Origin of the sequence: Pseudomonas sp. MM213, from assembly GCF_020423045.1 — a bacterium.
GTDB lineage: Bacteria > Pseudomonadota > Gammaproteobacteria > Pseudomonadales > Pseudomonadaceae > Aquipseudomonas > Aquipseudomonas migulae.
This window is the reverse complement of sequence record NZ_CP081943.1, coordinates 5,693,088-5,711,475: the sequence shown is the minus strand read 5'-3', so window position 1 is coordinate 5,711,475 and position 18,388 is coordinate 5,693,088. Positions and strand designations below refer to the sequence as shown.

Genomic DNA, 18,388 nt, shown 5'->3' with positions numbered 1-18,388 from the left:
CGATAGCGGTCTGACATTCAACATCGATGTCGACTGACACTCCCTCATCGCGAGCAGGCTCACTCCCACAGGTTTTGTGTTCAACGCAAAAGAACCGGGGTTTTCGGGGGCTGGGTTTTCTCAGCATTCGGCACGTCATTACCCGCACCGAGACCACCACCGAGCGCCGTCACCAACTCGGCGTGCGCACTGAGCCGCGCAGCCTGAACCTGTTGCTGAACCTGCTGCTGTTTGAACAACAAGGTCTGGGCATTGAGCACGTTGAGGTAATCGGTGAGCCCGCGTTGATAAGCGATCATCGCGATGTCGTAAGTCTTCTGCGCGGTGGCCACGGATTCGGCGGCGAAGGTTTGCTGCTTGTCCATGGATTCGCGGCGGATCAACTGGTCGGAGATGTTTTTCAGCGCATTGACCAGCGTCTGGTTGTACTTGGCCACGGCGATGTCATAACCGGCCGAGGCTTCCCCCAACTCGGCGCGCAACCGGCCACCGTCGAAAATCGGCAACGAGATCGCCGGGCCGACGCTGTAGTTGAGTTTCTTGCCGGTCAAAAACTCCAGCGCACCACCGCCGGTGGCCATGTAGCCGAGGCTGCCGACCAGATCGACGTTGGGGTAGAAACCCGCGTGAGCCACATCGATGCCCCGCGCCTGAGCCGCCACTTGCCAGCGGCTGGCGACCACGTCGGGACGCTGGCCGAGCAATTGCGCCGGCAGCGACGATGGCAGCTTCAGCGCAGTGCCCAATGCCAACGTCGGTCGCTGCAACTGCGCGCCGTCGCCCGGGCCTTTGCCTGCGAGTGCGGCAAGCTGGTTGCGGCTGAGGGCGATTTCTTCGTCCAGCGCATCGAGCTGGCGGTGGGTTTCCGGCAGCGGCGTTTCAGCCTGACTGACTTCGAAGTGGGTGCCGATGCCGCCGCTCAGGCGTTTCTGCGCGAGGTCGAGAATTTGCTGCTGCTGTTGCAGGGTCGCGGCGACGATGTCCCGTTGCGCGTAATGCAGCGACAGTTCGATGTAGGCGCGAACGATGTTGTTCTGCAGTTCGAGCTGGGCCAGACGCGCTTCGGCGGCGCTCATGTGCGCCATGTCGACGGCGCGCTCGGTGGCGTTGCTTTCACGGCCCCAGAGGTCGAGGGCGTAGCTGAAGCCCAGCGCGGCGTTATTGTCCCACGTCGTCGCGTTGGCCAGCTCGCCCGGCCCGTAGAACTGATCGGTGGGCCAGTTGTGGCGCTTGAGGGTGGACCCGCCATTGATCTGCAGCGACTCGGCAGACTCTGCGATGCCCGCCATGGATTTGGCCTGACGCACCCGCGCCGCCGCCATGGCCATGGTAGGGCTGCCTTGCAGGGCGAGGTCGATCCAGCGGTTCAGTTGCGGGTCGCCGTACGCCTGCCACCATTGCGCGGTGGGCCAGTGAGCGTCCTGCGCGGCGCTCTGGATGGCGTCGTCGGTGGCCAGTGAATTGGCCTCCAGTGCCTTGCCCTGCGGGGCAATACCTGCGGTTCCGATGCAGCCGCTGATTGCCAGGGTTAAAGCCAAAACACTGAGCGTCTGAAGCGCTCTGCTGATGCGACGCGGCACTGCGGCGATTTCCTGAGAAAGTGGACTGGATCCCGTAGGAGCGAAGCTTGCTCGCGAAGAACGATAACGCGGTCCATCTGTTAAACCGCGTTATCGTTCTTCGCGAGCAAGCTTCGCTCCTACAAGGAACGGCGCAATTCTAGGGGGCGGGTTTGATGGCGATAAGCTGGGATTCCTGTGAATCTTTGTTACCGTTAACGCGATAATCCCTTGGTCGGGGTCTCAGACTCTGAAACTTCGTGTCACAATTTTCCATCGCACCCGAGAGCACCCCATGGACACTTTGCAAAACATGCGCGCCTTCAGCTACGTGGCCGAGGCCGGCAGCTTCACCGCGGCCGCCGTGCAACTCGACACCACCACGGCCAACGTCTCGCGCGCGGTCTCCAACCTGGAAGCCCACCTGCAAACCCGCCTGCTCAACCGCACCACTCGTCGCATCGCCCTGACCGAGGCCGGCAAGCGTTATCTGTTGCGCTGCGAGCAAATCCTGGCTTACGTCGAAGAGGCCGAAGCCGAGGCCAGCGATGCCCACGCGCGCCCGGCCGGGCAACTCAAGGTGCACACCATGACCGGCATCGGTCAGCACTTCGTGATCGACGCCATCGCCCGCTACCGCAAGACCCATCCCGACGTGACCTTCGACCTGACCATGGCCAACCGCGTGCCGGACTTGCTCGACGAGGGCTACGACGTGTCCATCGTCCTTGCCAGCGAACTGCCGGACTCGGGCTTCGTCTCCCAGCGTCTGGGCATCACCTACAGCATCGTTTGCGCCTCCCCGGCCTACGTGAAAGCCAACGGCTGCGCACACAAGCCCAGCGATTTGCTGAACCACGCGTGCCTGCGCCTGGTGAGCCCTGTGATTCCGCTGGAGAAATGGAATTTCGACGGCCCGGAAGGCCAGGAAATGGTCACCATCAACAGCTCGCCGTTTCTGGTGAACTCCGCCGATGCGATGAAAACCGCGATCATCAGCGGCATGGGCGTCGGCGTGTTGCCGGTGTATGCAGCGATCGAAGGGCTGCGCAACGGCACGCTGGTGCGGGTGATGCCTAACTACCGCTCGCAGGAACTGAATCTGTATGCGATCTATCCGTCGCGGCAGTATCTGGATGCGAAGATCAAAACCTGGGTCGAGTATTTGCGCGGGTCGTTGCCGGAGATATTGGCGGCGCATCAGGCGGAACTGGCGGCGTATGAGTTGAGCGGGAGCCTGGGTGGCGCGCGATTGGCAAACTGACGACAGAACACTGTGGGAGCGAGCCCGCTCGCGATGGTCGTGAACGATAACGTTGTAAACCTGATACCCCGCGGTGTTCTCACGTTTTTCGCGAGCAGGCTCGCTCCTACAAAAAGCGTGGTGTCCTAGGATGTTTCCGACGCGTTCTGTCGGTTGTCGGGTGGGAAGCGAGATGGGTAGGCTTTGGGTGTCGCTAGCATTTCAGCGACCGGGTCTGGAAAACCCGAAGAACAGGATCACCGCACATGACATAATGCGGCGCTTTTTCAGCGCTGTACGTTGAGTTATGGCGGCTGTACGTGGGAGACCTTCGGGTCTGCCGGGTTTGATCCTTCTCGGTTTTTCCAGCTTGCGTACAGCTGCCACCCTTTGTCTGGAAAACGAAAAGTGGCAGCTCCTAGCCTCTAAGGATCTTTGCCATGAAAAAGCCCTCACCCAATCCGCCAGAGGCGGATATCACCTCCCCCCAAAACTCATTCACCCTGAAAGCCTTGATCCCGCCCCACACCCCCAGCCATCTATTCACCGTCGTCCCCGACATCAACACCGAAACCCTCTTGGTCCACGCCAGCGAATCCCTCGCCTCGGCCAGCGTCATGGCCAGCGACCTCGCCGGATTTCTCGACGGCCCCCACCGCAACACCCTGCTGGGCATTCAACAAGTCATCATGCTCGGTGAACTGGCCGTCAACCGCGCGCTGGATAACATCGACCCGCAGGATTAGGCACCCCCAATCTGTAGGAGCCGGCTTGCTGGCGATCCATACGACGCGGTGCATCAGACGAACCGAGGTGCCTGGATCGCCAGCAAGCCGGCTCCTACAAATTTGCGTACGAAGCACCCTTTGCGCATCACCCATCACCTGTAGGAGCCGGCTTGCTGGCGATTCATGCGACGCGGTGCATCAGGCGGACCGAGGTGCCTGGATCGCCAGCGAGCCGGCTCCTACAAATTTGCGTACGAAGTACCTTTTGCGCATCACCCATCCAACAGGGGGGAATGCGTGCATCCGAACCATCCGGGCACTCGCACAAAAGCGCGGAAGAATGTTAGCGTGCTTGGCATTCTCCACGCCCGACGAGCCCGCCTCCCATGAAAAAGACCGTCCTCGCTTTCAGCCGCGTCACTCCCGCCATGATCGAACGCCTCCAGCAGGATTTCGACGTCATCGTGCCTGACCCGAAAAAAGGCGACATCAACGCCCAATTCAACGAGGCCCTGCCCCATGCCCACGGTTTGATTGGCGTGGGTCGCAAGCTCGGTCGCGCACAACTGGAGAACGCGAGCAGCCTGGAGGTGGTGTCCAGCGTCTCGGTGGGTTACGACAACTACGACGTCGCGTACTTCAACGAGCGCGGGATCATGCTGACCAACACGCCGGATGTGCTGACCGAAAGCACCGCCGACCTGGCCTTCTCCCTGATCATGAGCAGCGCCCGCCGCGTCGCCGAACTCGATGCCTGGACCAAGGCCGGTCAATGGCAAGCCACCGTCGGCGCCCCGCTGTTCGGCACCGATGTCTATGGCAAGACCCTGGGCATCGTCGGCATGGGTAACATCGGCGCCGCCATCGCCCGGCGCGGTCGGCTCGGTTTCAACATGCCGATTATCTACAGTGGCAACAGCCGCAAAACTACACTTGAGCAAGAGCTCGGTGCGCAGTTCCGCAGCCTCGATGAGTTGCTGGCCGAAGCCGATTTCGTCTGCCTGGTGGTGCCGCTCAGCGAAAAGACCAAACACCTGATCAGCCGCCGTGAACTGGCGCTGATGAAGTCGGACGCGATTCTGATCAACATCGCACGCGGCCCGGTGGTGGACGAGCCCGCGCTGATCGAAGCGCTGCAAAACAACCAGATCCGTGGCGCCGGGCTGGATGTCTACGAGAAAGAACCGCTGGCCGAATCGCCGCTGTTCCAACTGAAAAACGCAGTGACGTTGCCGCACATCGGTTCCGCCACCCATGAAACCCGTGAAGCGATGGCCAATCGCGCCTTGGCCAACCTGCGCAGCGCCTTGTTGGGTGAACGACCGCAGGACCTGGTGAACCCGCAAGTCTGGAAAGGCTGAAAAAAAACGGGCAGGCGATTAAAGCGCCTGCCCGTCTACAACTAAACCTCACACGTTACAAAACAACAAATACACAACTTGTAATTTAGTCCACCCCTCAACAAATACACTTCGCTATAGACTCTCCTTACTTACCCGCTCTGACGGGAACCCGTTCTGGAGAACTATTACTTTGAACCACTTGACGACCGAGCAAACAATTAGAATCAGCAAAGCCACATTGATGCTGTTTATAAGCTTCTTTGGTTTTTTAATGTTGTTTAGCAACTTCACCGACTACCCTTCCAACTACGAATACATCGCCCACATCCTCAGCATGGACACCACGCGCGAGGGCGAGAAATACGGTTATCGCGCCATTACCTCACCCATGGCCCATCACAGGATTTACTGGCTGATCATTACACTCGAAGTCCTCTTCACCGCCTTTTGCATGATGGGCACTTACCAACTATTCAAGAATATAAACACCAGTGCCAAAAAGTTTCACGAGGCAAAGAAATATGCACTGATTGGCTTACTGATTGCCGTATTTATCTACTACGTGTGTTTTCAGGTTGTGGGTGTCGAATGGTTCAACATGGATGAATCACAACAATGGAACTATAAAGACTGGGCCCGACATATCGTTGATTTCATCATGCCGTTAATGATCTATGTGGCCATCCGGATCGAGCGCTGAGTGCACACGCACCCGATCCGAAACATCTTCAAGCCAGCTTGCCGCTCCCCTGCACCATCGGTGCCTTGGGTTTGCGAAACACCAGCACGTTGCCCAGCATCACCAACACCAGGCCCATCAGCGCCGGCGCGGTCCATTGGTAGCCTTCGGCAAACGCCGACACATTGAGCGCCACCACCGGGAACAGCACCGTGCAATAGGCTGCGCGCTCCGGGCCCATGCGCCCGACCAGCGTCAGGTAGGCGGTGAAGCCGATCACCGAACCCGGAATGACCAGGTACAGCAGCGAGCCGATGTAACGCGCATTCCATTCCATCTCGAACGGAATGCCTTTGACCAGGCACCACACCGACAGCATCGCCGCGCCATAGGCCATGCCCCAGGCATTGGTTGTCAGCGGCTTGAGCCCGGCCTTCTGTTGCAGGCTGGACAGCATGTTGCCCGCCGAGAAGCACAGCGTGCCCAACAAGGCCAGGCCCAGGCCCAGCAAGGTTTCCGGGCTGGCGGTGTGGCCGGCCAGCTCTGGCCAGAACAGCAAACCCAGCCCGAACAAACCGAGCGCGCCACCCAACAGGACGTTGCGGGCGATTCTCTGGCCGAAGAACACCCGCGCATTCAGGGCATTCCACAGCGTGGCAGTGGAAAACACCACGGCTACCAAGCCACTGGGGATCCATTGGCTGGCCGTCAGGAAGCACATGAAGTTGATGCAAAACAGGCACAGGCCCTGCGCCAGGCAGATCAGGTGCCCGCGACGGTTCATCACTTGCAGCTTTCGGCTGAGCAACAGCATCACGAACAGCACCAGCGCGGCGAGGCCGAAGCGATAGACGATCGACACCGGAATGGCCACCACGCCCAGTTGCCATTTCAAGGCAATCCAGGTGGTGCCCCAGATCAGCACGGTCAGCAAATACAGCGAAAGGTTCATGGCGAAGGCTCCTCAATAGGTGCCCAGTGTCCTGCGCCAAGCTTTTTCGCACTTGCATAAACTTGCGCTTTTGTCGGTGCAGAGGCTGGCAGGCCAACGTCTACGGAGTAGGATGCGAAGCGTTGGAGAAACGATCATGCCCGCACGAGTGTCCTGTCTCGCGAATACGTTCCTTTGTGACGAGGGGCTGTTGCTGTCAGGCAAGGCGCCGCGACGAGTCATAGCTCGCTATGGCGAGGAGCGGCAACGCAGCATGACGGCAACAGACACCGTCACAAAGGAACAGTATTTGCGAGACAGGACACTTGATTCACTGCAAGTCTTTCAAGCCCTCAACCGCTCGCCCAATGCTCGCCTCGAGCACAGCGCCGAGCTCGGTGACGGCATGGCTGCAGCCTTGTGGAGCAACCATCACGACGCCCAGGATTACGAAGCGCCGAGCCATCACACCTTGTCCTGTTACATCGCGGGCGGCACCGGCACTTTTCGCCGCGACCAGCCCGGCACCAAGGGTGGTCCGGACAAACTGTGCATTCTGCCGGCCGACCATCAGTCAGGCTGGGTAATCAATGGCGACATTCGCCTGGCCCATCTGTATTTCAGCCCTGAACAATTCGCCCTCGGTTGCGTCACGCTGCTGGACCGCGAACCTCGCGAATTGCAGTTGCGCGAAGGGACTTTTCTCGACGACCCGCAGCAAGCCCGGCGCTTTCGCCAGATGCTCACGCTCAACTGGGATGAACCCGGCGAACGCCTGCTGACCAGCAGCCTGGCCCATGAAATGCTCAGCCACGTGTTGCTCGGCCAGGTCGGGATGCGCGACGGCTTGCGGCTCAAGGGCGGATTGGCGGCGCACCAGCGCCGGCAGCTGGTCGAGTTCATCGACAATCAGTTGGCCGAAGCCATCAGCCTCGGGCAGTTGGCGGGGTTGTGTGCGCTGTCGGAGTATCACTTTGCGCGGATGTTCCGGGAGAGCTTCGGCTTGCCGCCGCATCAGTATGTGTTGGCAAGGCGACTGAGTCGGGCGCGGGAGTTGTTGCGTTCGACATCGCAGCCGCTGGGGGAGATTGCATTGGCGTGCGGGTTTGCCAGTGCGAGTCATTTCACCAATCGGTTTCGGCAGGTTCTCGGTGGGACGCCTGGCGAGTATCGGCAGGCGTTTTTGCGCTGACCCGGAAGCCGCCTTCGCGGGCAAGCCTCGCTCCTACAGGGATGTGTGTTGATCGTGAAAATTGGACTCGACACGATTCCTGTAGGAGCGAGGCTTGCCCGCGAAGAACGATAACGCGGTCTGTGATCAGAACTCCAAGGTGCTGGACAACGACACCTGCCGCGAATCCCCCATCGACACAAAGAACCGGCTCGCCGCCGAGGTGTAGTAAGTGCGGTCAAACAGGTTCTTCACGTTGAGCTGGAACTTGACCTTCTGCCCCTCGACCTTGGTGTCGTAGGTGGCGAATGCATCGGCCACGGTGTAGCTCGGCAGGTCGAAATCGTTCACCGCGTTACCCGCCCGCTCACCGACATATCGCGCGCCCGCGCCGACCCGCAACTGATCGCCACCAACGATGGTGCCGAAGTCATAGACCGCCGACAGCGAGCCGGTGTTCTTCGCCACGTTTTGCAGTTTTTTGCCTTTGTAGTCCGGGTCTTCGGTGACTTCGGCATCGGTGTAGGCATAGCTGCCGATCATGCTCCAGCGGTCGCTGAGCTGACCGCTCAGGTCCACTTCCAGCCCCCGGGAACGCACTTCGCCGGCGGCGCTGTAAAGGGTCACCGGACCTTCAGAATTGGCCACCAGCACGTTGCGTTTCTTGATGTCGAACAGGGCGACGTTACCCGTCACACGCCCCGGAATATCCAGCTTGGCGCCGACTTCCCAGGACTTGGCTTCTTCCGGCGCGATGCTGCCGTCGAGCACGGTGCTGCTGCCGCTCAACGGGGCGATGGTCGAGTTCGGTTTGAACGATTCGGTGTAGCTGCCGTAGAACGACAACGCGTCGGTGTACTTGTAGACAAGGCCGGCACGCGGCACCCATTTTTGCCCGTTGCTGTCGGTGTTGGCCTTGAACGGCACGCCTTTGCCGGCGTACTGGTCGTACTCCTGGAAACGGCCGCCGGCCACCAGAATCCACTGGTCGGTGAGGTGGATCGAGTCCTGCAGAAACAGCGAATCGCTGCGCAGCAGATCGGTCTGTGCGCTGTCCGCCGGGCTGACGGTGGTGCCGGCGACTTCACGGCCATAGACCGGGTTGAGGTAACTGAAGGTGGTCAGGCTTTTCTGGCGGATCAGGTCTTCGCGGTAGATCTTGCGGTACTCGTCATCGACGCCGAACACCAGGTCATGTTGCATGCCCAGCGCATTCACTTTGCCTTCGAGGCTGGCCGTGGTGAAGCGGTCGGTGCTGATCGCGTTTTGCGTGCCGTCCATGCTGCGGGTCAGCGTGCCTTTCTTGGTGTCGATGGCGGTAACGCGTACTTGGCTGGCGTCGTAGGTTTCACGGTTCCAGCTGTAGCCAAAGTGCGCTTTCCAGTTGTCGTCGAGTTCGTGGTCGGCCTCGAAGTGATAGAGGTCCGAACGCCCTTCCATGTTGTTGAACGGCTCGTCCAGACGACGCTCGCGGGAGATGTCCAGCGGATGGTTGTCCCGTGGGTCGATCAGCGTGCCACGGTCGAACGGGGTGAGGAATTCACGGTGTTCGTAGGCGAACAACAGCTTGGTGCTTTCACCGAACCAGGCCAGGGACGGCGCCACCAGCGTCTCGCGGTGGGTGCCGAAGTTGCGCCAGTAATCTTCGTCTTCGTGGTCGAGCACCATGCGGTAGGCCAGCCCGGAATCACCGAGCGCGCCGGTGCTGTCGAAGCTGCCGCCGCTGCCGTTTTTGCCGTCGCCGTAAGTCGAGCCACGCACGGTCAACGCGTTGTACTGTTCCAGTTCAGGTTTCTTGCTGACCATGTTGACCACGCCGCCCGGGTCCTGGATGCCGTAGAGCAACGAGGCCGGGCCCTTGAGCACTTCGACCCGATCGACCGTGGCGTTGAGGCCACGGCCCTGCACCACCGGCATGCCGTCGCGCATGATCGAACCGTTGCGGTTGTCGCCGAAGCCGCGGGTCATCACCGAATCCTGGGTGCTGCCCAGCGTGTTGCCCTGGGTGATGCCGCTGACGTTGGCCAGCGCGTCGTCGAGGTTGCGCGGCGCCTGATCGCGAATGACCTGGGCCGGGATGACGTTGACGGTCTGGGGGATTTCCTGGAGCAAGGCCGAGGAGCGCATCACCGAACTGGTCGGCGGCGGCTGGTAGCTCATGGTTTGATCCATCACCGAGGTGATGGTGGTGGCGCCGAGGTTCAAGGCGCCTTCGGTGGGCTGCGGTTCCAGCGCCATGGTGTGCGCATCGGTGCGACGGAAGGTCAAACCCGAACCGCTGAGCAAACGCTGGATCGCCTGTTCGGCGCTCATCTGCCCGCTGACCGCTGGCGCGGTCATGCCGTACGGCGCTTCATCGGTGTAGACCACGCTGATGCCGGTGATCCGGCTGAAGTCGCTCAGGGCCTGGGGCAGCGGTTTGGCGGCCATCGCGAAGCTGAACTGCGTGCGCTGCTGCGTCGTGCCCGCTTCAGCGGCCAATGCCACGCTCAACGGCAGCAATGCCAATGCCGAAATGCTCAGCGCCGAAGCGCCCAACCACTGTTTGACCGAACCCGATTTTGCCCTGGACTTCATTGCTCATGACCTGTGTAGAACCGCTACGGATGCGAATGACTCGCAGTTTCAGTCACTACACGGATGGGGCTTGGGTTTACCTCACCATCATTTTGAAAATATTTTTATTTGAGTGATGGGGTGTTTGATTTGACGCCTTCGCGGGCAAGCCTCGCTCCTACGGATCACACTGTCCTGTAGGAGCGAGGCTTGCCCGCGAAGGGGCCGGACGCCTCAACGCAAAATAATCAGATGCCCCACAGCATGCTGCTCAAACCCCATCACCCCCTGCAACGAACTCAACACCGCCTGCGGATTCTTGCTCGGAAAACTGCCACTGACCCGCCGCGCCGCCAGCTCATCGTTGAGCAGCACAATCCGCCCCGGGTAGTAACGCCGCAAATCCTGCACCACGTCAGCCAGTGGCGCCTTGTAGTAATTGAGCCAGCCCTGACGCCACGCCAACTGTGCTTCGCTGTCCACGGCATGCAGTTTTTCCGCCGTCCCTTCGCCGTAAGCCACTTGCTGGCCGGCGGTCAGAATCTGCTGCTCGGCATGCTTGTCCGCCGTCACGCCGACCCGGCCGGACAACACCGTCACTTGCGCGCCGTGAGGTTGCAAACGCACTTCAAACTGCGTCCCCAGCACCCGCGCCTGGCCCTTTTCAGCCTCAACCACAAACGGTTCGCCGGTGTGCGTCACGCTGAAAAATCCGGCGCCGCGACGCAACTGAATGTGGCGCTCACCGCGACTGAAATCCACCGCGATGGCGCTGTCGGCATCCAGCGTGACCTGCGATTGATCCGCCAGCGTGACGGTGCGAACTTCCCCCGGTGCCGACACATAGTCAGCACCCAGATCATCCACCCAGCGCATCGGCTGCCAGCCTGAACCGAGGCTGACCATCAACAACAGGCACGCCGCCATTGCCAGCGCCCCGGACCAGCGCCGAACGCTGCTGCGCCGCGAGCGATTCATCGCGTTGAGGTAACCCTGCAAGGCAAACGCGTCTTCGTTGGCCAGCGTCCGCGCCGGGCCTTCGCTCAATTCCCACACCACTTGCGCCTGGGCATAGGCCTCGGCATGCGCGGGATCGGCCTGCAGCCAATGGCTGAAAGTAGCCTGATCACCGCTGCTCGGCTGGTCATGCAGCAGACTCAGCCAGGCGAAAGCGGCCTGTTCCTGAGCGGGCGTCGGGGTGACGCGTTCGATGTGATTCACGGTGCTTTCCCTGGCGTGCGCGGTTCGGGGTCCCGCAGGCTGGCCTTGCAGGCTTCGAGGGCGCGCATCATATGTTTTTCCACGGCGCTTTGGGACAAACCCATGGCCTTGGCGATCTCGGCGTATTTGCGGCCATGGATGCGATTGAGCAAAAAGATCTGCCGCGTGCGCTCGGGCAACGCCCGCAACGCCGCTTCGACATGACGTAAATCGTTGCCGGCCTCCAGCGCCGCTTGCGGCTCACTGCCGTGGCTGTCCGGTTGATCCGGTTGCCAGCCTTCAGTGACCCGCACCCGCGTGCCTTCGCTGCGCAAGTGGTCAATGGCAATGTTGCCAGCGCAACGCAACAGGTAGGTGCTGAGCTCTTCGACCTGCACCAGCGGCCGACGCCAGAAGCGCAAAAACAAATCCTGCACCAGATCCGCCGCCGTTGCCCGACAGCCGACGCGACGGTTCACCAGCGCTTCCATCTGCGAACGCTGGGACAGGAACACTTGCAGGAAATGCGCACGTGCTCCGCGAGGTTCGTCGTCATGGGAATCCGGAGGGCTAGTCATCATCGGGTCAGTACTGCGCAAACGCGGCAACGGGGCTGACGAGCAGGCTCAAAGCAGCCATCGACAGTGCCAGGCGCGGGCGATACGGCATCAACAGCACCAGCAGCAACGCGCTGAGCATCAACACCGCACACCATTCCACCAGGCCAAGTCCCCAGCCGGTCGAAGACACCGCCGCCCACAGAGACAAGACCAGCAACAGCCAGCCACCCAGTTTCAATAACCGACGACGGGCCGTCGGCTTGCCGCCCAACAGTTCGGCGTGATGCCGATCCATCGATAAACACAGTGCGGTGAAACCGCCGTAACAGAGCAACAGCGACAGCAACATTCAGTTCGCCTCTCGCTCAAGGGTGATCGGTCGCGCCCGCGCCCGCGCCCGGGTGACAATTTCGGCCTGCCCCGAACGCTGCATTTTCCACGCAGCCCAGGCGAAAAACACACCGCTGCCCAGGCACGTCAGATCGAAACCGGCCATCGCCCAATCGCCCTGCGCCAACGTCACGCCCAAGTGATACGGCGTGGTCATGGCGTTCAGCAGCGGCATCGCGCCAAACAGCAATGCCACCAGTGCCAATTGCTCGATCCACGCCGTGCGGCCCCGGCGGACCATGGCATGCAGCACACTCAAACCCCAGACGATGAAGAAGCTGTTCACCTCCCAATCCGCACGTCCGGCCATGTCGACCGGCAACACCCGATTGGCCCAAAAGAACGCCGCCACCGCAACCATCAACCCGGACATGCTGGCAATGTTCAGCACTTCCACCAGTCGCAACTCGAACGGCATCACCGCACTTTTCGCGTGTTTGAGCTGACGCTTGCCGAGCCAGATCACCAGCCCGGTGCCGATCATCGCCGTGCCGGCCAACCCGCAAATGAAGTACAACCAGCGCAGCACGGGGCCGGCGAAATGGCCCATGTGCAAACCATAGAAACTGCCGGCAATCGCCCTCGGCAGCGATTGCTCCGGGGTCGTGCCGAGCAATTGCCCGGTCACGCCGTTGAAGGTCACCGCGCTGCCGAAGTCGTGAACTACACGGTCCGCGCCATCACGCACGAGCACCACCGAGGCATTCGCGTCGCCCGGATTGTTCACCGTCAGCCGCCCGACGCGCCCGCCCGACCACTGCTCGCGCGCCTTTTCCAGCAGCGGTGCCAACGGCGCCAACTGCGCTGGTTTGTCCGCACGTTCCGGTGCCGTGGAGGCCGGGAACACCTCATCGTAAAACGCCCGAGCATCACCGTTGTACGCGGCAAGAATGCTCGCCGGCATCACCATCGACATGAAAATCACCAGGCTGCTGTAGGTGATCATCAGGTGAAACGGCAGCACCAGCACACCCACCGCATTGTGCCCGTCGAGCCAGGAACGCTGGCCCTTGCGCGGGCGGAAGGTGAAGAAGTCCTTGAAGATTTTCTTGTGGGTGATGATCCCGCTGATCAGCGCGACGAACATCACCATGGCGGCGATGGTCGACAACCAGCGGCCCCACGGATAAGGCATTTGCAGCTGAAAGTGGAAGCGGTAGAAAAACTCGCCGCCGGTGGTTGCCCGGCCCTGCACTTCGGCGCCGGTTTGCGGGTCGAGGAGTTTTTCCGTGAACTGGCCGCGTTCGCCACGTTTGGCCGGAGTTTGCTGCCAGCGTACCGACAGGCCGGGTTCGCGGGCATCGGGCAGGTCGATGAGCCAGCGCGAGGCGCCGCCGGCGTGTTGCTGAAGGTAGTTTTGCGCCACGGTCAGGCTGGCTTCGGAAGTCACCGAACGCGCAGGGATTTCCGGCTGCATCCAGTGGCTGATCTCGTCCTTGAAATACGCGAGTGTGCCGGTGAGAAAAATCGCAAACAGCAACCAGCCGAAGATCAACCCGGCCCAGGTGTGCAACCAGGCCATGGCCTGACGAAAACCCTCTTTCATGTGCGGCCCATCCAGTACGCGAGGCCCGAAATCGCCGCCAGCACCAGGCTTGGCACGATCAACCCGAGCCAGGCCCGCCATGCGCTGCGGCAGGCGAAGCACCAGATCACTGCGCCGAGGTAGGCCAGAAACGAAGTCATCATCCCGGTCACCACGGCGTCGGCGCGGGCCATGGGCACCCACAGCGTCAGGCTGACACTGGCCAGCGCCGCAACGATGTAGCCACCCAGCACGGCGGCCAGCACCCGGGAGGTGACGGCCAATCGATAGGACACGGGGATTACTTTCATGTTTCGACCTTGAAACCGGTGAGGCCTGGGGAAAATCACGAGGCCAGGGCGGCGATATTAATGATAAATATTCTCATACGCAAAAGAGATACGATCAGCGCCGATTGCCGGAGCGGGTTCGCGCCTCTACAATGCGAACAATTCTTGTTCTCTAACGCATTAAACCGCGCTCGGAGTTACCGTTGCAGCCAGCCCACACCGTCGAAGTCCTCTATCACGCCCATCACAACTGGCTCACCGGTTGGTTGCGGCGCAAGCTCGGCTGCCCGGACAGCGCGGCAGATCTGGCCCAGGACACGTTCATGCGGGTGCTGACCGCGCGAGACACGCCGCAGATCATCGAGCCACGAGCGTTCCTCACCACCCTCGCCAAACGCGTGCTGTTCAATCATTACCGCCGTCAGGATCTGGAGCGCGCCTACCTCGACGCCCTGGCGCAGATGCCGGAAAGGGTCGCGCCGTCGGAAGAGGAACGGGCGATCATCCTGCAAACCCTGATGGAACTGGACCAGTTGCTCGACGGTTTGCCGCGCCTGGTCAAGCGCGCATTTCTATTGGCCCAGGTCGATGGCCTGACGTATCCACAGATCGCCGCCGAGCTGGGGATTTCCATCGCCACGGTCAAGCGGCACTTGAATAAAGCGGCGATGCGCTGCTACTTCGCCCTATGAACGGCACCCCGGATTTTTCACCGCAAGTCGCCGAGCAGGCGGTGCAGTGGTTGATGAAAATGCAGCAAGGGCCGTTGAGCCCGCGCCAGCAAAACGCCTGGCAACAATGGCTCGATGCGCACAGCGAGCATCAACGGGCGTGGGAGCATATTCAGCGGGTCAACCAGCGCCTGCGCGGGTTGTCTTCGCCGCTGGCGCATGCGGCCCTGAACGCACCGACGTCCAGCAGCCGGCGTCAGGCGCTGAAGTTGTTGCTGATTCTTGGTGCCGGTTCGGCCGTCACCTGGGGCATGCGCGAGCACAACCTGCTACCACCGTTGCTGGCCGACTACCGCAGCCCCATTGGCCAGCGGCGCAAGATCGCGCTCGCAGACGGCAGCCAATTGCAACTCAACACCGCGAGTTCGGCGGATGTGCAGGTCGAGGGTCAGCAACGGCTGATCCGTTTGCTTGAAGGCGAGATGCTGCTGACGGCGTCCAAAGCGTTCCAAGTGCGCACGGCACAAGGCTTGTTGAAAACCGAAGGGGCGCGCCTGAACGTTCGGCAGTTTGCGGATCGCACCCAGGTCGCGGTGTTTGAAGGTCATGTTGAATTGACGCCTGATGGTGGTTCACCACGGATGCTGCAAAGCGCTCGGCAGTTGAGTTTTGATGCTCGCGGAATCGGCAACCCTGTGCCTCTGGACGCCAACAGCGGCGCCTGGGCCGACGGCATGCTGGTGGCTGCGCACATGCGCCTCGGGGATTTCCTTGAGGAACTTGGCCGCTATCGTCGCGGGCAGTTGAACTGCGATGCGAAAGTTGCGGACTTGTTGATATCCGGGACTTATCCACTGGACGACAGCGAGCGGATTCTCGATCTGCTGGAAATCAGTTTGCCGGTGAAGGTGAAGCGCTTTACGCGGTATTGGGTAACGGTCGAGTCGCGCGCCTGACTCTTGTAGGAGCCGGCTTGCTGCGGGCGGCGTTCCGACGATCGGCACGCCGCGGTCTGTCTGATACACCGCCTTCGCCGGCAAGCCAGGCTCCTACAGTTACGGTGTTTGTTCAAAAATCCTGTGGCAGCGGGGTTGCTTGCGAGAGCCCCCAAAAATATTCACACAACTGTGAGCCGTTTTTCAGATCTGGCGTGACAGAGAAGGAAAGCCACCTTGATTCCACCTTCTCAGGATCGTCCTCCATGCACCCCACCCGCCTCACCCCGCTGGCCCGCACCTTGCGCCAACTCTTGCTGGGCGCCAGCCTGAGCTTCGGCGCGTTGCCACTCGTCCACGCAGACGATGCCAAGCCGTACCACATCGCGCCATCGTCGTTGGAAAACGCCCTCAACCAGTTCGGCCGTGAAGCCGGCGTGTTGATTTCGTTTGGTTCGCAAGTCACCAGCGGTGTGCAGAGTCGTGGCCTGGAGGGCAACTACACCGCCGAACAGGGCTTGAACGCCTTGCTCGAAGGCACCGGCCTGCAAGCCCGCGCCGAAGGCAACAACGCGTTCAGCCTGCAACCGGTGGGCAATGCTGCGCTGGAGCTGGACACATCGAAAGTGGTCGGCGACTGGCTCGGCGATGCGCAGCAAATCAACGTCTTCGAGCATCCCGGCGCGCGTGACGTGATCCGTCGCGAGGAGTTCGAACGCCAGGGCGCAACCCAGGCCAGGGACGTGCTCAACCGCATCCCCGGGGTCAACGCGCCGGACAACAACGGCACTGGCAGCCACGACATGGCGCTGAACTTCGGCATTCGTGGTCTCAATCCGCGCCTGGCATCGCGCTCGACGGTGTTGATGGATGGCATCCCGGTGCCCTTCGCGCCTTACGGTCAGCCACAGTTGTCGTTCGCGCCGATCAGCATGGGCAACATGGACGCGGTCGACGTGGTGCGCGGCGGCGGCGCGGTGCGTTACGGCCCGCAAAACGTCGGCGGCGTGGTCAATTTCGTGACCCGCGCGATTCCCGACGAGCCTACGGTGAAAGGCGGTTTCCAGACCGAAACCAGCCCCTCCTCCAGCCACGACGGTTTCAAGACCACCGGCAACCTGCTGGCCGGCGGCACTGGCGACAATGGCCTGGGCGGCGCGTTGTTGTATTCCGGCACACGCGGTGGCGACTGGCGTGAACACAGCGACACCGAGATCGATGACCTGATTCTCAAAGGCAAATACCAGCTCGACGACGCCAACAGCTTCAACGCCATGGCCCAGTATTACGAAGGCAAGGCCGACATGCCCGGTGGCCTGAACGTCGCCGATTATGATGCCGATCCGTACCAGTCGACCCGCCCGAAAGATCAGTTCTGGGGCCGCCGGACGATGTTCAATTTCGGCTATCGCTATCAGGAAGATCGCCGCGAATTCACCGCTAACACCTTCTTCACCAAAACCCTGCGCAGCGGCTATCTGGATCAGGGCACGTTCCTGTCGCTGTCACCGCGCGAGTACTGGGTACGTGGTCTGGAAACCCGCTTCGCCCAAGGCTTTGATGTTGGCCCGACCAGCCATGAAGTCGGTGTCGGCTATCGCTACATCAACGAAGCTGGCCACGAACTGCGCTATCGCACGCCGATTGCCAGTAACGAGTATCCGACCACCAACAGCCGCAACGACCGCGATACCCGTGGCGGCACCGAGGCCAACGCGTTCTTCGTCGATGACCGGATCGACATCGGCAAATGGACAGTGACGCCGGGCATCCGCTACGAAATGATCGAATCGCAACAGACCAACAACCTGACGAACGAGAAGTACAAGGGCGACTACAACACCGCCCTGCCCGCGCTGAACGTGCTCTATCACCTGACCGACAGCTGGAACCTCTACGCCAACACCGAAGGCTCGTTCGGCAGCGTGCAATACAGCCAGATGCCAAACCGCGTGACCAGCGGCGAAGTCAAACCGGAAAAGGCGCGCACCTGGGAACTGGGCACCCGCTACGACAACGGTGCGTTACGCGCGGAAATCGGCGCGTTCCTGATCAACTTCGACAATCAGTACGAAAGTAATCAGACCAACGATTCGGTGATCGCCCGGGGCGAGACTCGCCATCAGGGCATCGAAACCAGCGTCCACTACGCACTCGATGATGTGAGCCCGGCACTGGCCGGTTTCGATGTCTACGCCACGTACGCCTATGTGGACGCGACCATCCGCGAAGACGGGCCGAACAAGGGCAATCGTGTGCCGTTCTCCTCGAAGCACAAGGGCACCGTGGGCGTCGGTTACACCGAAGGTGCGTGGAAGTTGAACCTGGACAGCAGCTATCAGAGCGACCAGTTTGCCGACAACGCCAATACGTCGAAAGAAAGTGCCGACGGCAGCACGGGCACGATTCCTGGCTACATGCTGTTCAGCAGCCGCGCGGCGTATGACTTCGGGCCGAAGTTGTCGGATTTGAATGTGGCGGTGGGGGTGAAAAACATCTTCAACCACCAGTACTTCACACGCTCGTTCGATGACAACAACAAGGGCAAGTACGTCGGGGAACCGCGGACGGTGTATGTGCAGACGTCGGTGGCGTTCTGATCTGAAA

Annotated in this window: 16 protein-coding genes; 8 read left to right on the top strand and 8 right to left on the bottom strand. The window is 61.0% G+C overall.

The window, feature by feature from the left end:
• Nucleotides 1-80: 80 nt before the first annotated feature.
• Complete coding sequence (locus K5R88_RS25905) at nucleotides 81-1,580, bottom strand: efflux transporter outer membrane subunit (RefSeq protein ID WP_226298622.1); 1,500 nt, start codon at nucleotides 1,578-1,580, stop codon at nucleotides 81-83.
• Nucleotides 1,581-1,854: 274 nt separating this feature from the next.
• On the opposite strand from K5R88_RS25905, the gene K5R88_RS25900 reads away from it, so the two are divergent.
• From K5R88_RS25900 to K5R88_RS25885, 4 genes are all read left to right on the top strand, one after another.
• On the top strand, nucleotides 1,855-2,823 hold the full coding sequence (locus K5R88_RS25900) for a LysR family transcriptional regulator (protein WP_008025343.1): 969 nt from the start codon (nucleotides 1,855-1,857) through the stop codon (nucleotides 2,821-2,823).
• A gap of 419 nt (nucleotides 2,824-3,242) precedes the next feature.
• Nucleotides 3,243-3,548 (top strand): DUF6124 family protein, encoded by a 306-nt coding sequence (locus tag K5R88_RS25895; RefSeq protein ID WP_226298621.1) that lies wholly within the window; start codon nucleotides 3,243-3,245, stop codon nucleotides 3,546-3,548.
• Nucleotides 3,549-3,916: 368 nt separating this feature from the next.
• Nucleotides 3,917-4,891, top strand: a complete 975-nt coding sequence (locus K5R88_RS25890; protein ID WP_226298620.1) for a 2-hydroxyacid dehydrogenase — start codon at nucleotides 3,917-3,919, stop codon at nucleotides 4,889-4,891.
• Between the two features lie 172 nt (nucleotides 4,892-5,063).
• On the top strand, nucleotides 5,064-5,573 hold the full coding sequence (locus tag K5R88_RS25885) for a DUF2165 family protein (RefSeq protein ID WP_207285245.1): 510 nt from the start codon (nucleotides 5,064-5,066) through the stop codon (nucleotides 5,571-5,573).
• A 28-nt stretch (nucleotides 5,574-5,601) separates the two neighbouring features.
• Here the strand turns inward: K5R88_RS25885 and K5R88_RS25880 are convergent, their stop codons facing one another.
• Nucleotides 5,602-6,504, bottom strand: coding sequence for a DMT family transporter (locus K5R88_RS25880; protein WP_223434757.1), 903 nt, complete (start codon nucleotides 6,502-6,504; stop codon nucleotides 5,602-5,604).
• A gap of 253 nt (nucleotides 6,505-6,757) precedes the next feature.
• Between K5R88_RS25880 and K5R88_RS25875 the strand changes: the two genes are divergently transcribed.
• Nucleotides 6,758-7,675, top strand: coding sequence for a helix-turn-helix domain-containing protein (locus tag K5R88_RS25875; protein WP_226298619.1), 918 nt, complete (start codon nucleotides 6,758-6,760; stop codon nucleotides 7,673-7,675).
• Nucleotides 7,676-7,801: 126 nt separating this feature from the next.
• On the opposite strand, the gene K5R88_RS25870 is transcribed toward K5R88_RS25875, so the two are convergent.
• The 6 genes from K5R88_RS25870 to K5R88_RS25845 all read right to left on the bottom strand — a co-directional run bounded on the left by K5R88_RS25870 (nucleotide 7,802) and on the right by K5R88_RS25845 (nucleotide 14,196).
• Entirely contained in the window at nucleotides 7,802-10,231 is a 2,430-nt protein-coding gene (locus K5R88_RS25870; RefSeq protein ID WP_226298618.1) for a TonB-dependent siderophore receptor, read from the bottom strand.
• 213 nt (nucleotides 10,232-10,444) lie between these two features.
• The gene (locus tag K5R88_RS25865; RefSeq protein ID WP_226298617.1) at nucleotides 10,445-11,431 is read right to left on the bottom strand and encodes a FecR family protein; all 987 of its coding nucleotides are present in this window, start codon (nucleotides 11,429-11,431) and stop codon (nucleotides 10,445-10,447) included.
• Nucleotides 11,428-11,991, bottom strand: a complete 564-nt coding sequence (locus K5R88_RS25860) for an RNA polymerase sigma factor (RefSeq protein ID WP_008041802.1) — start codon at nucleotides 11,989-11,991, stop codon at nucleotides 11,428-11,430. Before K5R88_RS25860 ends, K5R88_RS25865 begins: the two co-directional genes overlap by 4 nt.
• A gap of 4 nt (nucleotides 11,992-11,995) precedes the next feature.
• A complete protein-coding gene (locus tag K5R88_RS25855) occupies nucleotides 11,996-12,319 on the bottom strand; it encodes a DUF3325 domain-containing protein (protein ID WP_226298616.1) in 324 nt (107 codons plus the stop codon).
• Entirely contained in the window at nucleotides 12,320-13,906 is a 1,587-nt protein-coding gene (locus tag K5R88_RS25850; RefSeq protein ID WP_226298615.1) for a PepSY-associated TM helix domain-containing protein, read from the bottom strand.
• The gene (locus tag K5R88_RS25845; RefSeq protein WP_008041811.1) at nucleotides 13,903-14,196 is read right to left on the bottom strand and encodes a DUF3649 domain-containing protein; all 294 of its coding nucleotides are present in this window, start codon (nucleotides 14,194-14,196) and stop codon (nucleotides 13,903-13,905) included. The genes K5R88_RS25850 and K5R88_RS25845 overlap by 4 nt, the downstream gene beginning before the upstream one ends.
• 182 nt (nucleotides 14,197-14,378) lie before the next feature.
• Between K5R88_RS25845 and K5R88_RS25840 the strand changes: the two genes are divergently transcribed.
• From K5R88_RS25840 to fecA, 3 genes are all read left to right on the top strand, one after another.
• Nucleotides 14,379-14,867 carry a sigma-70 family RNA polymerase sigma factor gene (locus K5R88_RS25840; RefSeq protein ID WP_192227764.1) on the top strand — a complete coding sequence of 163 codons (489 nt, stop codon included), beginning with the start codon at nucleotides 14,379-14,381 and terminating at the stop codon, nucleotides 14,865-14,867.
• Nucleotides 14,864-15,802: a FecR domain-containing protein gene (locus tag K5R88_RS25835; protein ID WP_226298614.1), complete on the top strand. Its 939-nt coding sequence runs from the start codon at nucleotides 14,864-14,866 to the stop codon at nucleotides 15,800-15,802. The genes K5R88_RS25840 and K5R88_RS25835 overlap by 4 nt, the downstream gene beginning before the upstream one ends.
• A gap of 245 nt (nucleotides 15,803-16,047) precedes the next feature.
• The gene (gene fecA, locus K5R88_RS25830) at nucleotides 16,048-18,381 is read left to right on the top strand and encodes a TonB-dependent Fe(3+) dicitrate receptor FecA (protein ID WP_226298613.1); all 2,334 of its coding nucleotides are present in this window, start codon (nucleotides 16,048-16,050) and stop codon (nucleotides 18,379-18,381) included.
• The last annotated feature ends 7 nt before the right edge of the window (nucleotides 18,382-18,388 follow it).